This is a genomic window from Paenibacillus sp. FSL H8-0122, from assembly GCF_038005345.1.
Taxonomy (GTDB): domain Bacteria; phylum Bacillota; class Bacilli; order Paenibacillales; family Paenibacillaceae; genus Paenibacillus_AQ.
On the sequence record NZ_JBBOTB010000001.1, the window covers coordinates 3,758,853 to 3,777,921 of the forward strand.

Below are 19,069 nucleotides of genomic sequence, written 5' to 3' on the forward strand. Positions count from 1 at the left end.
GGCTTGCAAACTTACGCTGCAACTTAAACTCAATCTACTTCTTATACCCAAAATCCGGTATAGCCGTCCATCTCCGGCGCAGCTCGTGGGCTGCCGCCTTGGGCTTGCGGTCACGGGTGAAGATGCCCTTCTTGTTCCCCTGCACGCGGATGATGCCCTGGCTGGTAGCAAAGTCGGCGAAATTCCATACCTGCTCGCCCACAAACTCCTGGAACTCGTCGAAGACTTCATGGTTCGCCCGGTAGAACGCCACCTGGTACTCTTCCGTGAACATAATTGGCTCCACATCATGCAGTCCGGCTACGGTATCGGTTCCATATTCGGTCATCATCATCGGCTTGCCCGGGCACCGCTGGCTCCAAGCTTCCAGCTCCAGCCGCAGCTTGTTCTTCGCCGACTCCAGATCTCCCCCGTCCACGTACCAGCCGTAATACCGGTTGAAGGCAAGCACATCAATCAGCTCAGAGATTCTGTCGTTCGCCGGGGATGCCTCAATATGCGTCACCAGCGTAACCGGACGATGCTGCGGGTCTTCTTCCCGCAACTGCTCAATCAGCGGCTTGAAATATTCATAAGCCCCATCCTCATAAGAGGCTGGTTCATTAGCCACATTCCACATCACTACACAGGCATGGTTCTTATCCCGGTTAATCAGCTCCCGGATCACCTGCCGGTGATGCCCGAAGGTCTGGACCTCTGCCCAGGTATCCTTCTTCGAACCTCCTGAGAACATCACCAGGAAATTAAGATCCAAGCCTACCGCCGGAGTCTCATTAATCACGACGAAGCCTTCACGGTCGGCCAGACGCATCACTTCCTCGGCATACGGATAATGCGCCGTGCGGAAGGAGTTGGCCCCGGACCATTTCATCAGATTGAAATCCATAATGTTCGCGGCTTCATCCAGTCCCCGTCCATGGAACGGAGTATCCTCATGTCTGCCGTACCCCTTGAAGTAGAACGGCTCGCCATTGATCAGGAACTGCCCGTCCTTCACCTCTACCGTCCGCACACCGAACGGCAGCTCATAGACATCAACCAACTGCTCCGCTTGCAGAAGCTCAATCTTCAGGGTGTACAGATAGGCATTCAACGGCTGCCATAGGATCACGCCGGGAATATCCAGAGTGCCGGACCGCCCTGAACCTGAACAGACCGCCTTCCCCTCTTCATCCAGTAGCGTGACCCGGACCTCAGCTTCTCCGCTAATGTCCACGCTATAGCGGACTATCCCCTGCCTCTCCTTCCCCTGCTCCTCCTTGTAATCGGTCACTACAGTAACGTCCTGAACGAAGGTCTGCGGCGTGGAATAGATCCGCACCGGCCGCTGCAATCCGGCAAAGTTGAAGAAATCGAAATTCGGCTGATTCTTCACCTTGGTCTTCCCGTCCGGGCCTTCAGTCTCTGTGTACAGGCCTACAGGCAGTGTCGTGTAATCCACGACATTATGAACAGCCACCGTCAACCGGTTCGTTCCAGGGCGGATATAGCCGTTAATCACGCCCTCGAAGGGAAGGAAGCCGCCGGCATGCTCCATTACCAAGCTTCCATTGATAAATACCTTCGCCTTATGGGTAGCCGAGCCGAAGCGCAGCACCAGCCGTTCATTCAGGATGTTCGCCGGGAGCGTCAGCTCCCGCTCGTACCAGACCCAACCGACATGATTACGAATCTCCGGGCTTACGCCAAGATCATTGTAAGCCGAGGGCACCGCCATAGGGATCGTATCTGTGAGCTTCGATGCCTGCCAGCTCTCGTCCCAGCCGGAGCCATCGTCCAGCTTGAAATTCCATACCCCGCCCAGATCGTACAGACTGCGGGTTTCCGTCATTATTGGATACAGCACGGGCAGCACTCCTATCTAATCTGTGATATCTGCTTCTTAGGATTTGGAATCAATAATCTTCTGAATCTTGGTTTGTGCATGCAGAATCGTATCATCAATACTTTGACCGGACAGCATCATTTTGTCGAACTCCTCCAGCAGCACCTTCTCCAGCTCAGCGTGATAAGGTACTGCTGTAGCTGCAGTAGTAGATTTAGTATTCTCCAGAACATAGAGCAGGGAAGCTTTGTCGATCATTTCCGGGGTCTTGCTGCCTGCGATAATCCGGTCCACCACATCATTCAGATCAGCTTTTTTCCAGGACGGGATATTCTTGCCTTGCAGTACAATCCCTTCGGTGGAGAACCAGCGGATGAAGGTGTAGGCTTCGTCTTTATGCTTGGACTTGCTGTAGATGCTCAGGACATCCCCGCTCACGTTCGATGACATCGGATCTTCCGCTTTCATCTTAGGCAGCGGAGCGAACACGGTCTTGAAGGTAGCTGGAATGGTATCCGTTCCGCCAGTCTCCGGGATCAGGAAGGTCCCCGTAACAAGCATACTGGTGTCCTGGTTGAAATATTGCGGTCTGTAGTTCAGCTTCTGGCTGACCACCTCGGAATACGGGGTTGCGGAGCCTTCTGATTCTCCCCGAAGCCGCAGCTCAAGCGACTTGCGCATGAACGGATTGTCGATATTGGCGGTCTTGCCGTCATCGGTAGTCAGATTGGCATTCACCGGCTGGCCGAAGTTCTGCGCCACATATCCATATTGAATCCAGCTGTGGAAGTAGGTGCCGTACCGGGTCTTATCGCCATTCTTTTTCGACATCGCCTTGGCGTAATCCATGTACTGATCCCAGGTCCAGTCCTTAGGCAGCTCAAGTCCCGCCTCCTTCAGATGATCCTCGTTAATAATCACCAGACCCTGGGAGGACTTGCCGGGCAGTCCATAGACCTTGCCGTCAATGCTGGTATCGGCTGTATATTCATCCTTGAAATTGATGCCGTCCTTCGCCAGATAATCATCCAGCGGCTGGATCATACCGAGCCCTGCACGCTGGGACAGGAAGGTCATGTTACTGAACATGAGGATATCCAGATCATCGCCGCCGGCCACCGCAAGGTCCAGCTTCTTATAATACTCGTTGGAGTTGTTGTCCTCCGCAGAGGCAAATTCCACCTTAATGTTCGGATGCTGCTTCTCGAACTCGGCAATGACGATATCCCAGTTGTCCATTTTTTTGGCGTACCAGTTGCTCAGCTTAATGGTTACCGCTTGTTCTGCATCTGTTCCGGCACCCGTTGCCGCCGGCTCCTTCTCTGCATTGCCGGCCCCTCCGCAACCGGATACCAGCAGGGATAACAGCGGTACAGCGATGAATAGATTGCGTTTTACTTTTGACATGATTTGGCCCCCTGTAATGTAATTAGTCTAGCCTTTGACACTGCCCATCGCAACTCCCTCAATCACCTGCTTCTGGCCGATCATGAAAATAATTAACAATGGCAGAATGGCTGATACGGCACCTGCCATCATTAAGGAGTAGAACTCGCCGCTGAAATCAGCGAATTTCCGGATGCCCAGCTGCAGGGTAAACAATGAATCGGAACGAAGGAAGATCAGCGGATTCTGGTAATCATTCCAGGTCCAGATAAAGCGGAGAATCATATAGGTAGCAAGGGCTGGCTGCACCAGTGGCATGGCAATCCGCATGAAGATCGTCCAATGGCCCGCTGCATCAATCCGCGCCGATTCAATAATTTCATCATGGATTCCCAGGAAGAACTGTCTCAGCAGGAAGGTTCCCAGCACGCCGGAGGCGGCAAGCAGCACCAGCCCGAAATGGCTGTCGAACAATCCAAGCCAGCGGTACATAATGAACTGCGGAACCAGAATGGCCTGCGTCGGAATCATGAAGGTGGCCAGGACAACCAGGAAGAGGATGTCCCGCCCTTTGAAAATGATTTTGGAGAAGCCGTAAGCCGCCATAGCGGAGATAATCAGCGACAGCGCTGTAGACATCAGGGTAACCTTCGTCGTGTTCCAGTAATAGAGTGTGAACGGCACGGCTCCCGCCCATACCTGCTTGTAGTTCTCCACCGCATTCCATTTCGACGGAATCCATTCTATCGGATATTTCATCACATCCAGCTCGGGCTTGAAGGAGGCGGAGAGCATCCATAAGAACGGCATGATGAACAGAATGCCCGCAACCCCCATGAAAACGGTAACAATAACACGGTTAAGCTTGATCGATCGCATGTGTATACCTCCTAGTAGTTGACCCATTTCTTTTGTCCGACCCATTGAAACAAGGTCACCAGCAGGATGAGGATCAGCAGAATAATGCCCATCGCCGAAGCATAGCCCGACTCCAGATTGACGAACGCCACCTCATACAGATAGTAGACAATGACTGAGGTTGAGCCTGCCGGGCCGCCGCCGGTTAACACCATAATGAGATCGAAGACCTTGAAGGACCCGACAACTCCTGTGATCAGCAGGAAGAAGGACGTAGGCGACAGCATCGGCAGTGTAATTCTGAAGAATTGTCTGAGCGGTGAGGCCCCGTCCACATCGGCGGCTTCATACAAATCCCGTGAGATATTCTGCAGGCCCGCCAGATAGATGACCATGTTGAAGCCCAGTGAAGTCCACACCATAATAATCATGACCGAGATCAGGGCGAACTTGGGATCAGCCAGCCACATGGGCGGATGCTCGATCCCTATAGATCTGAGGAAGCCGTTGATCGGACCGTTGTTCGGGTGATAGAGCACTCTCCAGAGCAGGGCGATGGCCACGAAGCTCGAGATGAAGGGCATGAAGTAGATCACTTTGAAAAAGGTTTTGAAATACGTTGCCTTGTTGATCAGCACCGCCAGCACCAGCGCCAGGAACATCGCTACCGGAACAACGGCAATCATGATCAGGTTGTTGTAGAGCGAGCGGTGAAAGGACTCGTCCTGTACCAGCCGGGTGTAGTTATCCAGACCGATAAATTGAAATCCGTCCAGCCCGGATACAAAGTTCCAGTTCGAGAAGCTGATCACACCGGATAGGAGAATCGGAATAATTACCAGCGTTACGGTCAGAATGAGCATGGGGGCAATGAATAAATACCCTGCAATATTGTCGTATAAGGATTGCTTGCGCATCTTGCTTATCCCGGGGCTGCCGGACCGTTGTGCCGTCCCCTCTTCAGTAATAACGTCCACTGTATCCACCTCTTTTTATGTTTGTAGCTTCATTATAGAAGGACAACTTTTATTGCACATGCAACGAATTTATCTGTGGTGAAAACTTTGTATAGCATTATTTTTTCTAAATTGAAAAATTTATTGGATGAGCCGAACCGCAGAATCAAGTACCATAAGTCTGTGAAGGTCTACTACTGGAGGGATATTAATGAAAGAAAAGCACAGGCTCAGTCAGCTCTCCTTCCGGCAAAAGCTAATCCTTACCTCCATCGCCTGCCTGGTCATTCCGGCACTGGGGATGCTCTATATTACCAACGTCTATTCCAAGCTGATTATCCGGGAACATTCCCTGGAGAAGGCCACGCAGTCCCTGAGAATTGTCCAGTCCCAGATAGATGTGATCTTCGAGGAGATGGTGTCGGTGTCGAACTTCGTTCACTTCGACCCGGAGATCAAGACCCTGCTGGAGGATGCCAAGACCAATCCCGTAGCTGCGCGGACCCTGACCAGCCGCCTGGAGCAGGTGGCCGGAGACACCATCGATCTGAGGATCACTCTGCTGGATAAGGAAGGACATGCCTATTCCGATTATTCCTTCTATGATTATGATCCCCGGCAATTTCTGAAGCGGGGCTGGTTCTCTACTCTGGAACAGCTCCCGCCGTATGACACCTTATTTATGGGAGCAGAAGACAATTACCTGACCTCCCTGCAGGCTGAGCAGCCGTATATCTTCATGACAGCGCGAGCCTTAAGAGAAGAAACGACTGCCGCTCCCTACGCTTACCTGATTGTCAGCCGCAGCGAGGCTTCGATCCGTGAACGGTTTGCTTCACTGGAAGAGGATGTGTATCTGCTGGATGAAGAGGAGAACATTCTGTCGAACCGGAACCAGGAGCTGATAGGCACAAGCTTTGACCATCTGCTGCCTGTAGATGAGCTGGTCTTCCCTGACATCGTCAAGTTCAAGGGGGAGAATCAGCTCCTCCTCTCGCTGCCGCTGAAGTTTGCCAGATGGAGACTCATCAGTGTCGCTCCCTATGAGCAGCTAACAGAAAGGTTGAACGGGATTAACCGGACCGGCCTGATCATTCAGACGATATTTGCGGTCAGCTTCTTGTTCGCGCTGACGGTTCTGCTGAGGAGATTCACCAAGCCTGTGCTTGTTCTGGGCAAGGCGGCCCGCCGGGTGGAAGACGGGGATCTCATGGTCCGCTCGGGCATCCGGGGAGCCGATGAGATCGGCAGCCTGGGGCACTCCTTCGATAACATGCTGGACCGGGTACAGCTGATGCTCAGGCAGGTGGAGACGGAGCAGGAACTCAAGCGCCAGGCGGAGATTGCGATGCTGCAGGCCCAGATTAACCCTCATTTTCTATTCAATGTACTAAGTTCGATCCGGCTGAAGCTGCTGATGAAGCAGGATGAGGAGAATGCTGCGATTGTCGGCTCCCTCTCCGCTATGCTGCGGGCCAGCTTCTCCAGCCGGGAGGAATTCGTCTCCATTGCCAGCGAGCTTGATTTCACGAAGCAGTATATGGAGTTAATGCGGTTCACGATGAGATATCCTACGGAATATGCAGTGCATGTGGACAAAGAGCTGCTGCTGGAGACGGTGCCGAGGTTCATCCTGCAGCCTATTATTGAGAATGCTTACAAGCACGGGTTCTTGCAGGGCGGAGGGCGGGTGGTCATCACCATCGGACTGGTTCAGTCCAGGCTAACCATTACCATCGAGGATAACGGCACGGGAATGGAGGAGCATACGCTCGCAGCCCTGCTTCAGCACATCAGGCAGAAGGATGCGGAGATCGGCGCCCTGAGTGCTGACGGGACGCCAGTGGCAGAGTCCGCTCACGGCATCGGATTAATCAACGTCTACCAGCGGCTCAAGCTAATCTACGGGGAGCGCTTCGAGATGAACATTGAGAGCATTCACGGGGGGCGCACCACCGTACAGTTAATCATGCCCGTGAAGCGGATAGGAGCAGATAATCATGACCTATAAAGTAGTACTGGCAGACGATCATTATCCGGTGCTGGAGTATTTAAGCACTTCGATTCCCTGGGACACCCTCGGCCTTGAACTATCGGCTTGCTGCTCGGACGGCAGACAGGCCTGGGAAGCCTGCCAGCTGCATCAGCCGGATATTCTGCTTACGGATATCGGCATGCCGGCGATGAATGGACTGGAGCTAATCCAGAAGGCGCGGGAGATGAACCCTCAGCTTCAGACGATTATCCTGTCCTGCCACGGGGAATTCGAATATGCCCAGAAGGCTGTAAAACTTAATGTGGCCGAATATATATTGAAGGAGAGTCTGCAGATCGATCAGGTGATTGCCGTATTGACGGAAGCGGTGGCCCGGCTGGAGGTGAAATTGAAATCCCGTAACCACTATCTCCAGATGGAGAAGCTGGTCAGCCAGAACCATGCCGCCATCCGGACCAGATTCATCCGCATGTTCGTGGAGCAGCCGGTCTGGGATGAAGCCGAGTGGTTCGGACAAGCCGAAGCGATGGGCATCAGCCTGCACAAAGGCACCCCGTATCTGCCTGTACTGGCGGTCCCGGAGCGCTCCTATGAGCTGGAGAGGCGGTTCGGCGGAGTCGTGAACCTGCAGTTCGTGATGGATAATGTGCTGCAGGAATTTCTGGAGATTGACGGCATTATCCAGTTCGCGCTGACGGAACGGCAGTTCATCCTGTTCATTCCTTTGCCGCATATCCTCGTCCGCAATCTTTATGAGGAGTTCCGTGATAACTTCCGGCATGTCCAGAGAATGGCGAAGCTGCATCTGCGGATGGGAATTTCCTTTTTTTACGGGGAGGCTACTCCAAGTCTGATCGATATCAAGAAGCAGATTCAGGCGCTGCTGGATTCCCAGGCCCTGCGCTTCTATACTGCCGAGGGAGCGGTTATGAAGTATGCACCTGTCCAGACCAGCGGCGAGGACCTGTTCGTGCATTATTCGGAGATCCTTCAGCAGCTAAGGGACTGCATTCAGCAGGAGGACAGCCCGCAGCTTGCGGCCAAGGTCAGGGAGATCAAGCAGTATATCGGGGACCAGAAGTATCCGGTGGAGAGTGTGAAGAGCTGGCTGCTCAAGATGGTGATGGAGCTGGAATTGAAATATGTCGTCATGCAGAACTTCGTCAGCAACTTCAACAGTGAGCGGCTCCAGCGCTCAATCCAGGAATTCGAAACGCTGGAGCAGCTTATGGAATGGCTGGAGGAATTCCTGAAGGATAAAATACTCATGCTAAGCTCCATGTGGAAGCAGAATGTCCGCAAAGAAATAGCCGAAGCCAAACGGTATGTGATGAATCATATAGGCGAGAAGGTCGGAATGGAGGAGATGGCGAAGCGTCTGGGTCTGAACCCCACCCATTTCAGCCGGTTATTCCGCCTGGAGACCGGGCTGACCTTCATCGAGTACGTGACCAGAGTGAAAATGGAACAGGCCCGCGATCTCCTGAATCAGACGAATCTGACCATCGTGGAAATCGCGGAGCAGCTGGGTTATGACAACGTCAGCTACTTCATCAAGCTGTTCCGTAACTTCTCCGGCATGACTCCGGCGGAATTCCGCAAGTCGCTGTAGGCGGGAACAGCCGGGATTATCGCGCGACGGATGACTCAGTACTTATCGATTTTGTACCAGAACAGAGGCAGCGGGAACCAGCCTGCAGGCGCATCCACGGCCATATAACGGCTGTGCTGTGTAAGCAGCAGGGCCTGGGCCTGCTGCCTGCTAAGTACAACTGCATCCGTCTTGGCTGACCGCTCGACGCTCACGCCCTCTTCGTCCACCCGCGCCGTCACCGGCTGTCCGTCCATGACTGCGGAGAATTCTCCCGGGATAATGCCTGTGGTCTTATACTTCAGCGTGAGGTACGCCTTCAGGACATTGGCGAAATCCAAAATATGATACATATCCGAGTTCTCGGTCACGAAGTCTTCCGCAATGCCGCCAAGAGCCTTATTCAGCGGGATGTCATATTCCGGCGCGTGCAACGTTATCTGCCCTGCGCTGCTGTAAGCCATGTAGGCCTTGATCGTCCGCAGAATGTCATCCGCCCTCTTCAGCGCGATTTCAGCGATATCATCGCCCGCTTCGTTGACAACCAGATACCCGATCAGCTTGCCCTGATCCAGAACGCCAAGTGCCTTTTGACAGAGTGTACCGAAGATCAGCGGCAATTGCTCTAAGTTACGTTCAACATAAGCAAGCCGCGAGGTGTTCAGAGTATATGCAAATTCTGCTCCACCTTCCATATCAAACAGCGGACTGAAGGATATTCCGGTGTCATTCACCCCTCTTAAGCCATGGCGGACATTGGCCTCTGCCACGGTATATTTGAACTTGACACCGCCAAGCGTGAAGCCGAAATACTCATATCTCTGCCGCTGTCCATATAATACAACCATATCACAGGTACCCCGCAGCTCTTCAAGCCACAGGTTCATAAGCGCTTTCATATGCCCTTCGCCTCGCGCACGCGGATGAACAGATACCGTACCCAGATAGCCGGTGCGCAGCGTATGATCACATACCGTCAGAGACTCTGGAAAAACAGCCACCAGCGCTCGCAGCCTGCCTTGCTCGTCCACAGCTACCTTATGCATCGCTGATGAATCTACGCTCTTGTCATACGCCTTGGGCATCAGAATTTCAAAATCAAAGCGGAAGGCAAGGTTGGCCAAATCTATGTATTCCTCGCGTTCGTGCGGAGCTGCCGTTCTGTAGTTAACCATTGTCGTCCTACCCTTCCAGTCTGTATATTCAACTGCTTCCCTGACTATATTCTATGGGCATCCCCCATCTCCTGCTCAGGTCACTCTGATTGCTGCCGCTTGGCCGCAGCCTCATCAATCGCCTGCTGGATATTGGCCAGTGCGGTCTCCATGGGCTGTCCGGCAAGATACTGGTTGACGCCCTCCAGAATCTTCACCTGGAGCGACTCCGTCGATACTGTATGCGGCCAATAGAGCGTGGCGTCCTCGCGCGTTACCGCAGCGGCAATGGACGAGACCGAGTCGCTCCGGTCCGTCGGGGCCGAGATGACCGAAGGCACTGCCAGAGCGCCTGCGGCCAGCTTCTCCTGCGTAGCCCTGCCGTTCATGAACGCCACGAACTGCTTGGCCTCCTCGGGATGCTCCGTCCGCGAGCTGATCACCCGGTACGTGCCGACATTGATGTTCGGCACCGTCCGCACACTGCCCGGCACCATCATGAAGCGGATATCCTGAGCCGGATTCCGCTCCTTGATGCTGGGGATGTCCCAGGTTCCCGTAATAATCATGGCCGCCTGGCCTATGCCGACCAGATCCTTGGCCTGCTCATGCTTCAGGCTCTTCCAGTTGGGCGGCACGAACCCCCGGTCGATAATCTCCCGGTGCTTCTGGATGGCATCCACGAACACCGGATCATCGATAGTGATCTCCCCGCTCTCCAGCTTCTTCGTCCAGGCGGCATCCGCCCCGTTATCCGACATGATGGACCCCCAGAAGAACTGGGCCGTGGACCACTCCGCATCCATTGCCACCGGAATAAGCCCTTCCTGCTTCAGCTTCACGCAGAGCGCAAGGAACTCGTCCCAGGTGCGCGGAACCTCCAGCCCGAGAGAGTCGAACAAGGTTTTGTTGTAGAGCAGCCCGTCACTGTGCATGACCTCCGGCGCTCCGTATACCCGGCCGCCCACCGTAACCGGCAGCAGGGAGTTCGGGTAGAATTCCTTGAGGAAATCGGCTCCGGTCAGGTCCAGGTACATATCGCTCCGCAGAGCGCGGAATTCCTCGAACAGGCTGGGCGACCACGTATCGAATACATCCACCTTCTCACCGCCAAGCAGCCGGATCTTGATCCCCGCCGTATAATTATTGTTCTGGATGAAATCTGCATCGATCTGGATATGGGGATACAGCTTCTCGAATTCGGCAATCGCGTCAAAATACACTTTGCCTGCTTGCGCCGTATCCAGCAGATAGCTGGAGTACCGGAGGATGACGGGTTCGCGGGTGTCTGCCGCTCCGCCTCCGCCGGACAGCAGGGAAGCGTCTGTACTGCTCCGGGTATCACAGCCGCCAATCATGAACAGCAGCAGAACAATGCTGCCCCCGATACCGGGTCTCCACTTCTTCATGACGCTTCCCCTTCCTTAATCTATTCTCCGTTCGCTTCTGTAACGTTCTTGCCCTATCGTTATATTCTGACCGATCCAATAGATTGCAGTCAACGGACAATCAGAGCTTGCCCCCCGAAGTTGCAATCCCTTCGATAAATTGCCGCTGGAACAGGATGTAGATTAGCAGCATCGGCCAAATGGCCAGCACGGAAGCCGCCATCAGCTCCGGGTAGTCCACGGCGAAGGCGCTTTGAATCTTAGCCAGGGCCGAGGAGAGGGTCGCAGCGTCCGAGCTTGTGTTGACGATCATCGGCCACATCAGGTCCTTGAAGGAGAAGAGGGCTGTGAATATTCCGAGGGCCACCAGACCGGAGCGGACCAGCGGGAGCATGATTCTGGCGAAGGTCTGGCCGATATTGCAGCCGTCGATTTTCGCCGCCTCCTCCAGCTCCTTAGGCAGGCCCATGAAGAATTGTCTCAATAAGAAGGTGCCGAAGGCACTGACCAGCCCCGGAAACAGCAAGGCAAAGATCGTATTGCGCATCCCCAGCGCATCGACCATCAGATATTGCGGGATGATGAAGATCTGGGTCGGCACCATCATCTGGAACAGCACCAGACTGAAGCAGAAGTCACGCCCCGGAAATCTTAGTCTGGCAAAAGCATACGCCGCCATCGCGCTGAACATCACCGCGCACAGCACCCTTAGAGCCATCATCGCAAACGTATTCCAGTACAGGATCAGGAAGTTATTCTGCCGCCATACCTCCAGATAATTCTCCACCCTCCAGGTCTTGGGGACAAAGATAAAGGGATTCATCGAGGTGGACTCCGTAACCGACTTGAACGAGGTCAGCACCATCCAGACGAACGGAAGAATCATCGCGGCTGCTCCCAGGAGCAGCACAAGGTGGGCTAAGATACGGTTAAGTTGTTTATGTTTGGCCATAGTGCCGCCTCCTACATGTAGTTGACCCATTTTTTTTGCGCTCGCATCTGGAAGAAGGTGATGATCATGATCAGCGCGAGCAACACCATTACAATCGCTGAGCCATAACCCTTGTTGGAGTACTTGAACGAATTATTATAGAAGAGATACACAAGCGATACTGTATGATCATAGGCCGGGTTACTCACATCGATCATCATATAGATGACATCGAACACTTGCATGGCCTGGATAATCGTGGTCACCACAACAAAGAACAATGTTGGCGTTACAAGCGGCAGAGTGATCACGAAAAATTGGCGCACCCGGCTGGCTCCGTCGATATCCGAGGCCTCGTAGTAGTCCTTCGGGATCTCCTGCAGACCGGCGAGCAGCAGCACCATATTATAGCCGATGACACTCCAGATTCCGATCACCGCGATGGATAAGATCGCTACCCTCGGGTCCGTCGTCCAGTTGACAGCCGGAAGGCCCAGCTTGGATAGCCCGTAATTAATGAGGCCGTAGTGCTGGTTATACATCCAGCGCCATACCATGGTCACTGCCGCAGGAGCGGCGACCATCGGGATGAAATAGATCGTGCGGTACAGCGAGCGGCCCGCGAGCTTGCCGTTCAGCAGCACGGCCACCAGCATGGCGATGGCAATGCTGACAGGCACGACCAGCAAGGTGTAGAGCAGTGTATTGCCGACCGCATGCCATACCTGGGGATCATGAATCAGCTTGCGGTAATTCTCCCCTCCGATATAGATATTGCCTCTGCCGAAATCTCCGCTCTTGAAGAAGCTAAGGTAAGCGGTCTGCACTATTGGAATGAAGTTGAGGACGATAAGGCCGATCATCGTTGGCGCGATCAGAAACCAGCCCCAGGACCATTCATTCCAGGTTTTGGCTCCAATTTTCCTCTTGACGGTATGATTCATCTGCTTCCCTCTCCTATCAAACTTGCGGCAGCCTCCAGGCTGCCGCAGGCATATGACTCTTGCTTATTTCTCTTCCGCGAGACTCTCATTCATCACCTTCGCTGCATTACGGGCTGCTTCCTCTACTGACACCTTGCCGGAGAACGCCGGCTTCAGCGCTTCATAAGCCTTGTCTTCCCAGACAGCCGTTGTATTGGAATACGGACGGATTACGCCATAGCTGACCATGTCAACGAATGCCTTGATGTTGAAGGTCTTGTTCGAATCCACCCACTTGTCAGCCGCGCCTTTGTACGCCGAGATGGCAACGCCCAGCTCCGCCTGGCGCTCCTGGCCGGTCTTGGAGCTTAAGTATTCCACGAACTTCCACGCTTCCTCGGGATGCTTCGTCTTGGCGTCAACCGCATTGCCAAGGCCGTTATAGATGGAGGCCTGTGCAGCCTTCTTGGGCAGGACGGCCACATCGAAATTCTTCGCCATGAACTCGTTCTCTGTGAAGCCGCTAAGGTTCCATGAACCGAACAGGCCCATCGCCGCCTTGCCGTTCTTCAGCAGATCGGCACGCTCGGCATCTCCGTACACCTCAGGGGACAGTCCGTCACGTACGAAGCTTATATAGAAATCTAGCGCTTCGATCGTCTTCGGATCGTCATAGCCTGACTTCTTGTCCGCTGTAATAATGGTGCCGCCGTTCTGATAGACGAAGTTGTAATACCCCTCCTGGTTGTGCATCGGCGCGAGGAAGCCGTATACCCCGTCCTTGGTGAGCGCTTTCGCTGCGCTGTGCAGATCATCCCAGGTCCAGTTCTCATCCGGGTATTTCACACCCGCCTCGTCAAACAGCGTCTTGTTGTACCACAGTCCGATGGTATCGAAATCCTTCGGAACCGCATATTGCTTGCCCCCCAGATTATAGATCTGGTTCAGGCCTTCCGGGTAATTCTCCAGCTTGACTTCTTCGCTCTTACTGATGCGGTCTGTCAGATCAAGCAGCATGCCGTTGTTCGCATAGCGGTAGATCTCATTGGAGTGCATCCAGAAGACATCCGGCAGCGAGCCGCCGGTGGCTCCCGCTTCCAGCATCGTCCAATAATCGGACCAGCCGGTCACCTCGATATCGACCTTGATGTCCGGGTTCTTGCTCTCGAATTCATCGGCAATGGTCCGCAGCCCCTTCTCCTGATTGGAATCCCAGATCGCGTAGGTCAGCTGGACCTTCTCTCCGCTTGCCGCCTGGGTAGCCGCTGCGGCATCCGTTGCCTCTGCCGGTGGTGAAGCCGATGTATTGCTGTTGCCGTTGCCGCTGCCACTGCCGCAAGCCGTCAAGGTGACCGCCGCAAGTAAGATAGACAACACGGTAGCCAAGCTTTTTTTCTTCACTAGAATTACCCCCAACTTCCATTTAGGATGTGCTGCATCTGCTGCACCTCCAATAGTAGGTGAAGGGGGCAGGTATCGAAATGGCTGTTTTTTACGGAACATTTCCTTTTTTTGACCAATCCCCGGAAGCGGCAAGAAGTGCACCCGCAGCGGATGCACTTCTTTTACAGACTCTGTTCTTTTTTTGACAATTGCCGTTCTAGTAGATCATCAGAACTAAAGAAGTGAATGGGGTTCAACCGTGAAGCGCATTATAGCCTATGGTTCCAAGTAGACATTCAGTGATAGTTGCAAAATGTACACTTAAAAACAGCGAAAAAGAAGGCTTACCTCTTCTAGCTGTAATCTGTACAACTAAATCTGCCCCAAAGGGCGGAACCCAGGGAAAGTAGAGATTTTAATTGTACGAAATACAACTAAGGTGAGAAGAAGGAGTAAAACAGACATTTTAGTTGCACAAAATACAATTAAGCGTAGCGCTCATGAGCAGGTATGGTAATCGGGGCGCTGCAAACCCACAGCAAACGATTTACCAAAGCGATTTATTCTGTTGGATGGGGCACTATCCTGCCTGAATGACTACAGGAGTGAGGCCCCCCTTCAGGTGCCATTCCCAGATAAAGACGGGAGTTGTCCATTAAAGGCGTATAGCCCGGCGTAACGGACTGAGGCGCGCTTATTCTGGTTTAACGTCATCACTTGGGCAAGTAACGGACCTCTTGGTGCTTATTCTTGGAATCTCTACTCCTAAACCTCTCGTAGAGAGACGATAAGGGCTACTGAGTCCGTTAATCCGCAAAAGGTGGCGTTTTGCTGGGAATAGGGTCTCTCAGGTCCGTTAATCTGATACTGTTCTAGCCCCGGTATTCCTCCGGACTCATACTGTTCAGCTTCTTGAACAGCTTGCTGAAGTACGCGGTGTTCGGATAACCCACACGCTCAGCAACCTCATAGACCTTAATGTTCCTGTCCCTGAGCAGGCTCTTGGCCTTCTCCATACGAAGCCGGGTCAGGAAGCTGACGAAATTCTCGCCGGTCTCCTGCTTGAATACCCTGCTGAGATAAGAGGCGTTCACATTAATCTGCTCCGCCACCGACTGCAGCGAGATATCCTCTGCGTAGAGCTGCATCATCAGCTCACTCGCCTGCTCTGCATAACTCCGGGAGGATTGTCCCTCCGACATCTGCGCTCTGCACTGCTCCAGATAACCGGCGACGGTCTGGTGCAGCCCCTCCAGACTCTCTTCATGGAGAATGCTCTCGTACACCGTAAGCCCGGCTTCATTCGGCTCGGGAAGCGACGGGAAGCAGGACAGAATCGCGCCAAGCATCCGTATGTAGGTCGAACGCGCTGCCTGCTTCGTGCAGCCCTCCAGCAGCATAGTATCCTTCAGGCTGTTCAGGAAGGCAAGCGCCCCTTCGCTTCCGCTCTCGGTATCCTGCCTGAACTTCCGCATGCAAGGCTTGTCGATGAACAGCCGCTCCCCGCTTCTCTGACGGCTCCTGGCCTTATCATAGAAGGACAGGCCGCTCCCGCCGGCGAAGAACAGCTCGTCAAGCGCCATGTCCGCCTCCTGATAGGCCCGCTTCAGGCCGTCAAAGCCGGGAGCCGGACCGCTGACCCCGATCGACAGGGTCAGCTTCAGGAAATCCTTCATCGCCGCCTGGATCTTGGCGGCGGCGCGCTCGATCTCCGCGCGGACAATCCGGCCTTCCTCTCCGAGATCGAGCAGCAGCACATATTCCGCGGAATTCATGACGATGATCTCCTTCGCCCGCTTGCGGGGCAGGATCTCTTCCAGAATATTCGCCACCGAATAGCGCAGCAGCTTCTCATCCTGCTCCACGTACTTGCGCCGCAGCTGGTCAAACCGGTTGATCCGCAGCTTCATCAGCACCATCGGCCCGTCCGGCAGGCGGATATGCAGCGCTTCACGCCGGGCGAGCACCTCTTCGGCTCCCTTGAAGCCGCTCAGCACCTCCTTGAACAGTGTCTCCTTCAAATGCTCGATGCTCTCCTTGTAGGAGCCGGGCGGCATTGCGGCGGAGCTGCCTGCGGAGAGGCGGACCGCCCGCTTCTTGACCGTCTCCAGCACCTGCACCAGCTCTTGCGGCTTCATATCGCTCTTGATCAGATAGTCCGCCGCCCCGAGCCTGAGCGCCTCCTGCGCATACTGGAATTCATCCAGACAGCTAAGGATGACGAATTGCCCGCCGATGTCCAGCCGCCGGGCCTCCCGGATCAGCTCCAGACCGTCCATCACCGGCATTTTGATATCCGTAATAATCAGATCCGGCCGGTGCGTCCCGGCCAGTTCCAGCGCTTCGCGCCCGTTTGCGGCCTCCCCCAGAATCGTAAATCCCTCATCTTCCCATTGAATAATCGATTTCAGGCCGATACGCATCAGCAGCTCGTCATCCACGATAAGCACACCCAGCATACTCAATAGGCCCCCTTCCTGTCCCGAATGGGAATTGTGATCACGAATACCGCACCCTGCCCCGGACTGCTCTCGAACGATACCCCGTACGGCTCGCCGTATAACCGGCGTATCCGCTGATGCACATTGGTAACGCCGATGCCGCCGCTGTCCTCTGCACCGCCCAGTCTGCTGCGCAGCTTCGCTGCCGCCTCAGCGCTGATGCCCGCACCGTTGTCTCTGACCGTAATGGTGAGTTCTGCATTTCCGGCCCGCCGGACCTCGATAGACAGCAGCCCGTCCTCCTGGTCGGCAATTCCGTGGAAGATCGCATTCTCGACCAGCGGCTGGATGCTCAGCTTCGGAATCTCCTGCTCCGCAAGCGTCTCCTCCACTTCCGAATGGAACTCGATCCGGTTGAAATACCGCACCTTCTGAATGATTATATAATGGCCGATGTGCTCCAGCTCCTCACGGATCGGCACCAGCCGATTGTCCGTCTTGGCGGTATAACGGAGCATAGAGATCAGCGCTCCGGTCATCTCAACAATCTTCTCCGACTGCTGCATGGTGGCGATCCATTTGACTGAATTCAGCGTATTGTACAGGAAATGCGGACTGATCTGGGCCTGCAACGCGCGTATTTCAGCCTCGACCTTCTGCTCCTGCTCCACGTAGATCCGCTCCACCAGCTGCTTGAGTTCAGCGGACATCTGCTCGAACCGACTGGCCATGACACCGATCTCATCATTCGAACGGACCGCCGGGAGATTATCGAATTTCCCTTGCTCCACCAGCGTCATATTGCGGATCAGCTGCTTGATCGGCCGGGTGATCAGATTCGACATGTACACCGAGCTGGTCAGGGCGAACAGGATAAGCACGACAGCAATCGTCCACAGATTCCGCTTCAGGATGTCGCCTTCCACCGCGAGCTCTTCCACGGGCATATACATATAAGTCTTCCAGCTATGTTCCTCCAATGGCGACTGGATCAGAATATAGTCCTTGCCGGATACACGGACAATCTGCCTGCCTGAGCCTGCGGCAAGTTCTTCCTCACGCACCGGAAAAAGTGTCCTGAACGGCTTGCCGATCAGGTTATAATTGTTGTTGAATATAATCCTGCCGCTGTCATCGGTAACGGTGAAGGCCGAACGGTTGCCTGCCTCCATCCGCTTGTTCAGCCGGTTGATGAAATCTATGTCTACACTTACCGCCATTACGCCGATCAGCTTGCCGTTCTCCATATCGAAGATTTTACGCAGATTGTAAATCGTCCAATTGCTGTCCGCCTTGGTCTGCAGGTCCAGCCGGGTCGGCAGATCGCGCGTAATATCGTCAGAACGCAGGAATTCGGTGAACCAATCCTCCTCACGGGGGTTATACGTATAGTCGACAGGCTTGTTCGGGGCCACATAGAGGTCGCTGCCATTCACCAGATTGTAGACATAGATAGAGATGGCGCGGTCCTTCATCGTGATGTAATTCATCAGCAATTGCGTAGCCTGAAGTTCGTTCGTCACAGAGCTGTCGTGCAGATAGTTCTGTACCGGGTAGTTCTCCTGCGAGACAGCTGAGATGTAGCTGTTAATCCCGTAGCTGGCGATGAGCGAAATCTGCTTCGTGTCCTCCAGGAATTCCTCGATGCGGATATTCGACTGTCTCGTCACATCGGCTAGCAGGTCCGTATATTTACGTTCAAGCATCTGCTGGGAGGAGATATAGGAGGTAACGAACAGAATCACAACCGGAATCAGAATGGCCAGCAGGAAAAAGAACAGCATTTTGTTCTTCACGCTCACAAAACGGCGGCTGGGCTTCAAGGTGAAGGGAGCTTTCAAGTCATAACCTCCGGCGGCAGAGTTGGTGGAACACCTTTGTAGAATACCTTTAATGATAGACTCCCGGCTGCTTTCCCGCCACCCTGCTCTGCATGTCTTTTTTTTACTCTTTTCGTTCCCTTTTTTACATGTAGGGGGATTACGGGGAAAGGGCTGGCAGGATTCTACGGCTCCCGCTTCTGCTTCCCTGTCTGCCCGCTCCAGGCAGTAACCCAGAGACGTAAAGAAAGGAACAAAAACAGTAAAAAAGCTTGATTTTATAGTAAGGGTCATTCACTTAACATTCTCGGTGAAGCGAAGCAGCAATGACAGGGAGGTTGCGGTGCCTATGCAGAGATAGCGGAGATAAGTGTTAGTGGATAGAGAATTGTTTCAAGTGTGCAGACCGTTCTATTA

General features: G+C 53.9%; 13 protein-coding genes. 2 read left to right on the plus strand and 11 right to left on the minus strand.

Annotation, left to right across the window (positions count from 1 at the left end):
• Positions 1-34: 34 nt before the first annotated feature.
• The 4 genes from uidA to NSS64_RS16520 are packed head-to-tail and all read right to left on the minus strand — an operon-like array spanning position 35 to position 4,986.
• The gene (gene uidA, locus NSS64_RS16505; RefSeq protein WP_341140826.1) at positions 35-1,846 is read right to left on the minus strand and encodes a beta-glucuronidase; all 1,812 of its coding nucleotides are present in this window, start codon (positions 1,844-1,846) and stop codon (positions 35-37) included.
• Positions 1,847-1,882: 36 nt separating this feature from the next.
• Positions 1,883-3,232, minus strand: coding sequence for an ABC transporter substrate-binding protein (locus tag NSS64_RS16510; protein ID WP_341140827.1), 1,350 nt, complete (start codon positions 3,230-3,232; stop codon positions 1,883-1,885).
• 27 nt (positions 3,233-3,259) lie between these two features.
• Positions 3,260-4,090 carry a carbohydrate ABC transporter permease gene (locus tag NSS64_RS16515; RefSeq protein WP_209875756.1) on the minus strand — a complete coding sequence of 277 codons (831 nt, stop codon included), beginning with the start codon at positions 4,088-4,090 and terminating at the stop codon, positions 3,260-3,262.
• An 11-nt stretch (positions 4,091-4,101) separates the two neighbouring features.
• Entirely contained in the window at positions 4,102-4,986 is an 885-nt protein-coding gene (locus tag NSS64_RS16520; protein WP_445667841.1) for a carbohydrate ABC transporter permease, read from the minus strand.
• Positions 4,987-5,236: 250 nt separating this feature from the next.
• On the opposite strand from NSS64_RS16520, the gene NSS64_RS16525 reads away from it, so the two are divergent.
• Both NSS64_RS16525 and NSS64_RS16530 read left to right on the plus strand, forming a co-directional pair.
• Positions 5,237-7,036: a sensor histidine kinase gene (locus tag NSS64_RS16525; protein ID WP_341140829.1), complete on the plus strand. Its 1,800-nt coding sequence runs from the start codon at positions 5,237-5,239 to the stop codon at positions 7,034-7,036.
• Positions 7,026-8,633 carry a response regulator transcription factor gene (locus NSS64_RS16530; RefSeq protein ID WP_340941698.1) on the plus strand — a complete coding sequence of 536 codons (1,608 nt, stop codon included), beginning with the start codon at positions 7,026-7,028 and terminating at the stop codon, positions 8,631-8,633. The genes NSS64_RS16525 and NSS64_RS16530 overlap by 11 nt, the downstream gene beginning before the upstream one ends.
• Before the next feature lie 35 nt (positions 8,634-8,668).
• Here NSS64_RS16530 and NSS64_RS16535 read toward each other — a convergent pair whose 3' ends face one another.
• The 7 genes from NSS64_RS16535 to NSS64_RS16565 all read right to left on the minus strand — a co-directional run bounded on the left by NSS64_RS16535 (position 8,669) and on the right by NSS64_RS16565 (position 18,673).
• Positions 8,669-9,787 (minus strand): GNAT family N-acetyltransferase, encoded by a 1,119-nt coding sequence (locus NSS64_RS16535; RefSeq protein ID WP_341140830.1) that lies wholly within the window; start codon positions 9,785-9,787, stop codon positions 8,669-8,671.
• A gap of 80 nt (positions 9,788-9,867) precedes the next feature.
• Positions 9,868-11,175 (minus strand): ABC transporter substrate-binding protein, encoded by a 1,308-nt coding sequence (locus NSS64_RS16540; RefSeq protein ID WP_341140831.1) that lies wholly within the window; start codon positions 11,173-11,175, stop codon positions 9,868-9,870.
• A gap of 100 nt (positions 11,176-11,275) precedes the next feature.
• On the minus strand, positions 11,276-12,106 hold the full coding sequence (locus NSS64_RS16545) for a carbohydrate ABC transporter permease (RefSeq protein ID WP_340992366.1): 831 nt from the start codon (positions 12,104-12,106) through the stop codon (positions 11,276-11,278).
• 11 nt (positions 12,107-12,117) lie between these two features.
• Positions 12,118-13,029 (minus strand): carbohydrate ABC transporter permease, encoded by a 912-nt coding sequence (locus NSS64_RS16550; protein WP_341140832.1) that lies wholly within the window; start codon positions 13,027-13,029, stop codon positions 12,118-12,120.
• Between the two features lie 63 nt (positions 13,030-13,092).
• Positions 13,093-14,409: an ABC transporter substrate-binding protein gene (locus tag NSS64_RS16555; protein ID WP_341140833.1), complete on the minus strand. Its 1,317-nt coding sequence runs from the start codon at positions 14,407-14,409 to the stop codon at positions 13,093-13,095.
• A gap of 854 nt (positions 14,410-15,263) precedes the next feature.
• Positions 15,264-16,850, minus strand: coding sequence for a response regulator (locus NSS64_RS16560; RefSeq protein ID WP_341140834.1), 1,587 nt, complete (start codon positions 16,848-16,850; stop codon positions 15,264-15,266).
• A 2-nt stretch (positions 16,851-16,852) separates the two neighbouring features.
• Positions 16,853-18,673 carry a sensor histidine kinase gene (locus NSS64_RS16565; protein WP_341140835.1) on the minus strand — a complete coding sequence of 607 codons (1,821 nt, stop codon included), beginning with the start codon at positions 18,671-18,673 and terminating at the stop codon, positions 16,853-16,855.
• Positions 18,674-19,069: the final 396 nt, after the last annotated feature.

Bases quoted from the DNA above. Each gene is read 5' to 3' on its own strand.
- NSS64_RS16510 (WP_341140827.1), bottom strand. From the start codon at position 3,232: ATGTCAAAAGTAAAACGCAATCTATTCATCGCTGTACCGCTGTTATCC.
- NSS64_RS16515 (WP_209875756.1), bottom strand. From the start codon at position 4,090: ATGCGATCGATCAAGCTTAACCGTGTTATTGTTACCGTTTTCATGGGG.
- NSS64_RS16520 (WP_445667841.1), bottom strand. From the start codon at position 4,986: ATGCGCAAGCAATCCTTATACGACAATATTGCAGGGTATTTATTCATT.
- NSS64_RS16525 (WP_341140829.1), top strand. From the start codon at position 5,237: ATGAAAGAAAAGCACAGGCTCAGTCAGCTCTCCTTCCGGCAAAAGCTA.
- NSS64_RS16530 (WP_340941698.1), top strand. From the start codon at position 7,026: ATGACCTATAAAGTAGTACTGGCAGACGATCATTATCCGGTGCTGGAG.
- NSS64_RS16535 (WP_341140830.1), bottom strand. From the start codon at position 9,787: ATGGTTAACTACAGAACGGCAGCTCCGCACGAACGCGAGGAATACATA.
- NSS64_RS16540 (WP_341140831.1), bottom strand. From the start codon at position 11,175: ATGAAGAAGTGGAGACCCGGTATCGGGGGCAGCATTGTTCTGCTGCTG.
- NSS64_RS16545 (WP_340992366.1), bottom strand. From the start codon at position 12,106: ATGGCCAAACATAAACAACTTAACCGTATCTTAGCCCACCTTGTGCTG.
- NSS64_RS16550 (WP_341140832.1), bottom strand. From the start codon at position 13,029: ATGAATCATACCGTCAAGAGGAAAATTGGAGCCAAAACCTGGAATGAA.
- NSS64_RS16560 (WP_341140834.1), bottom strand. From the start codon at position 16,850: ATGCTGGGTGTGCTTATCGTGGATGACGAGCTGCTGATGCGTATCGGC.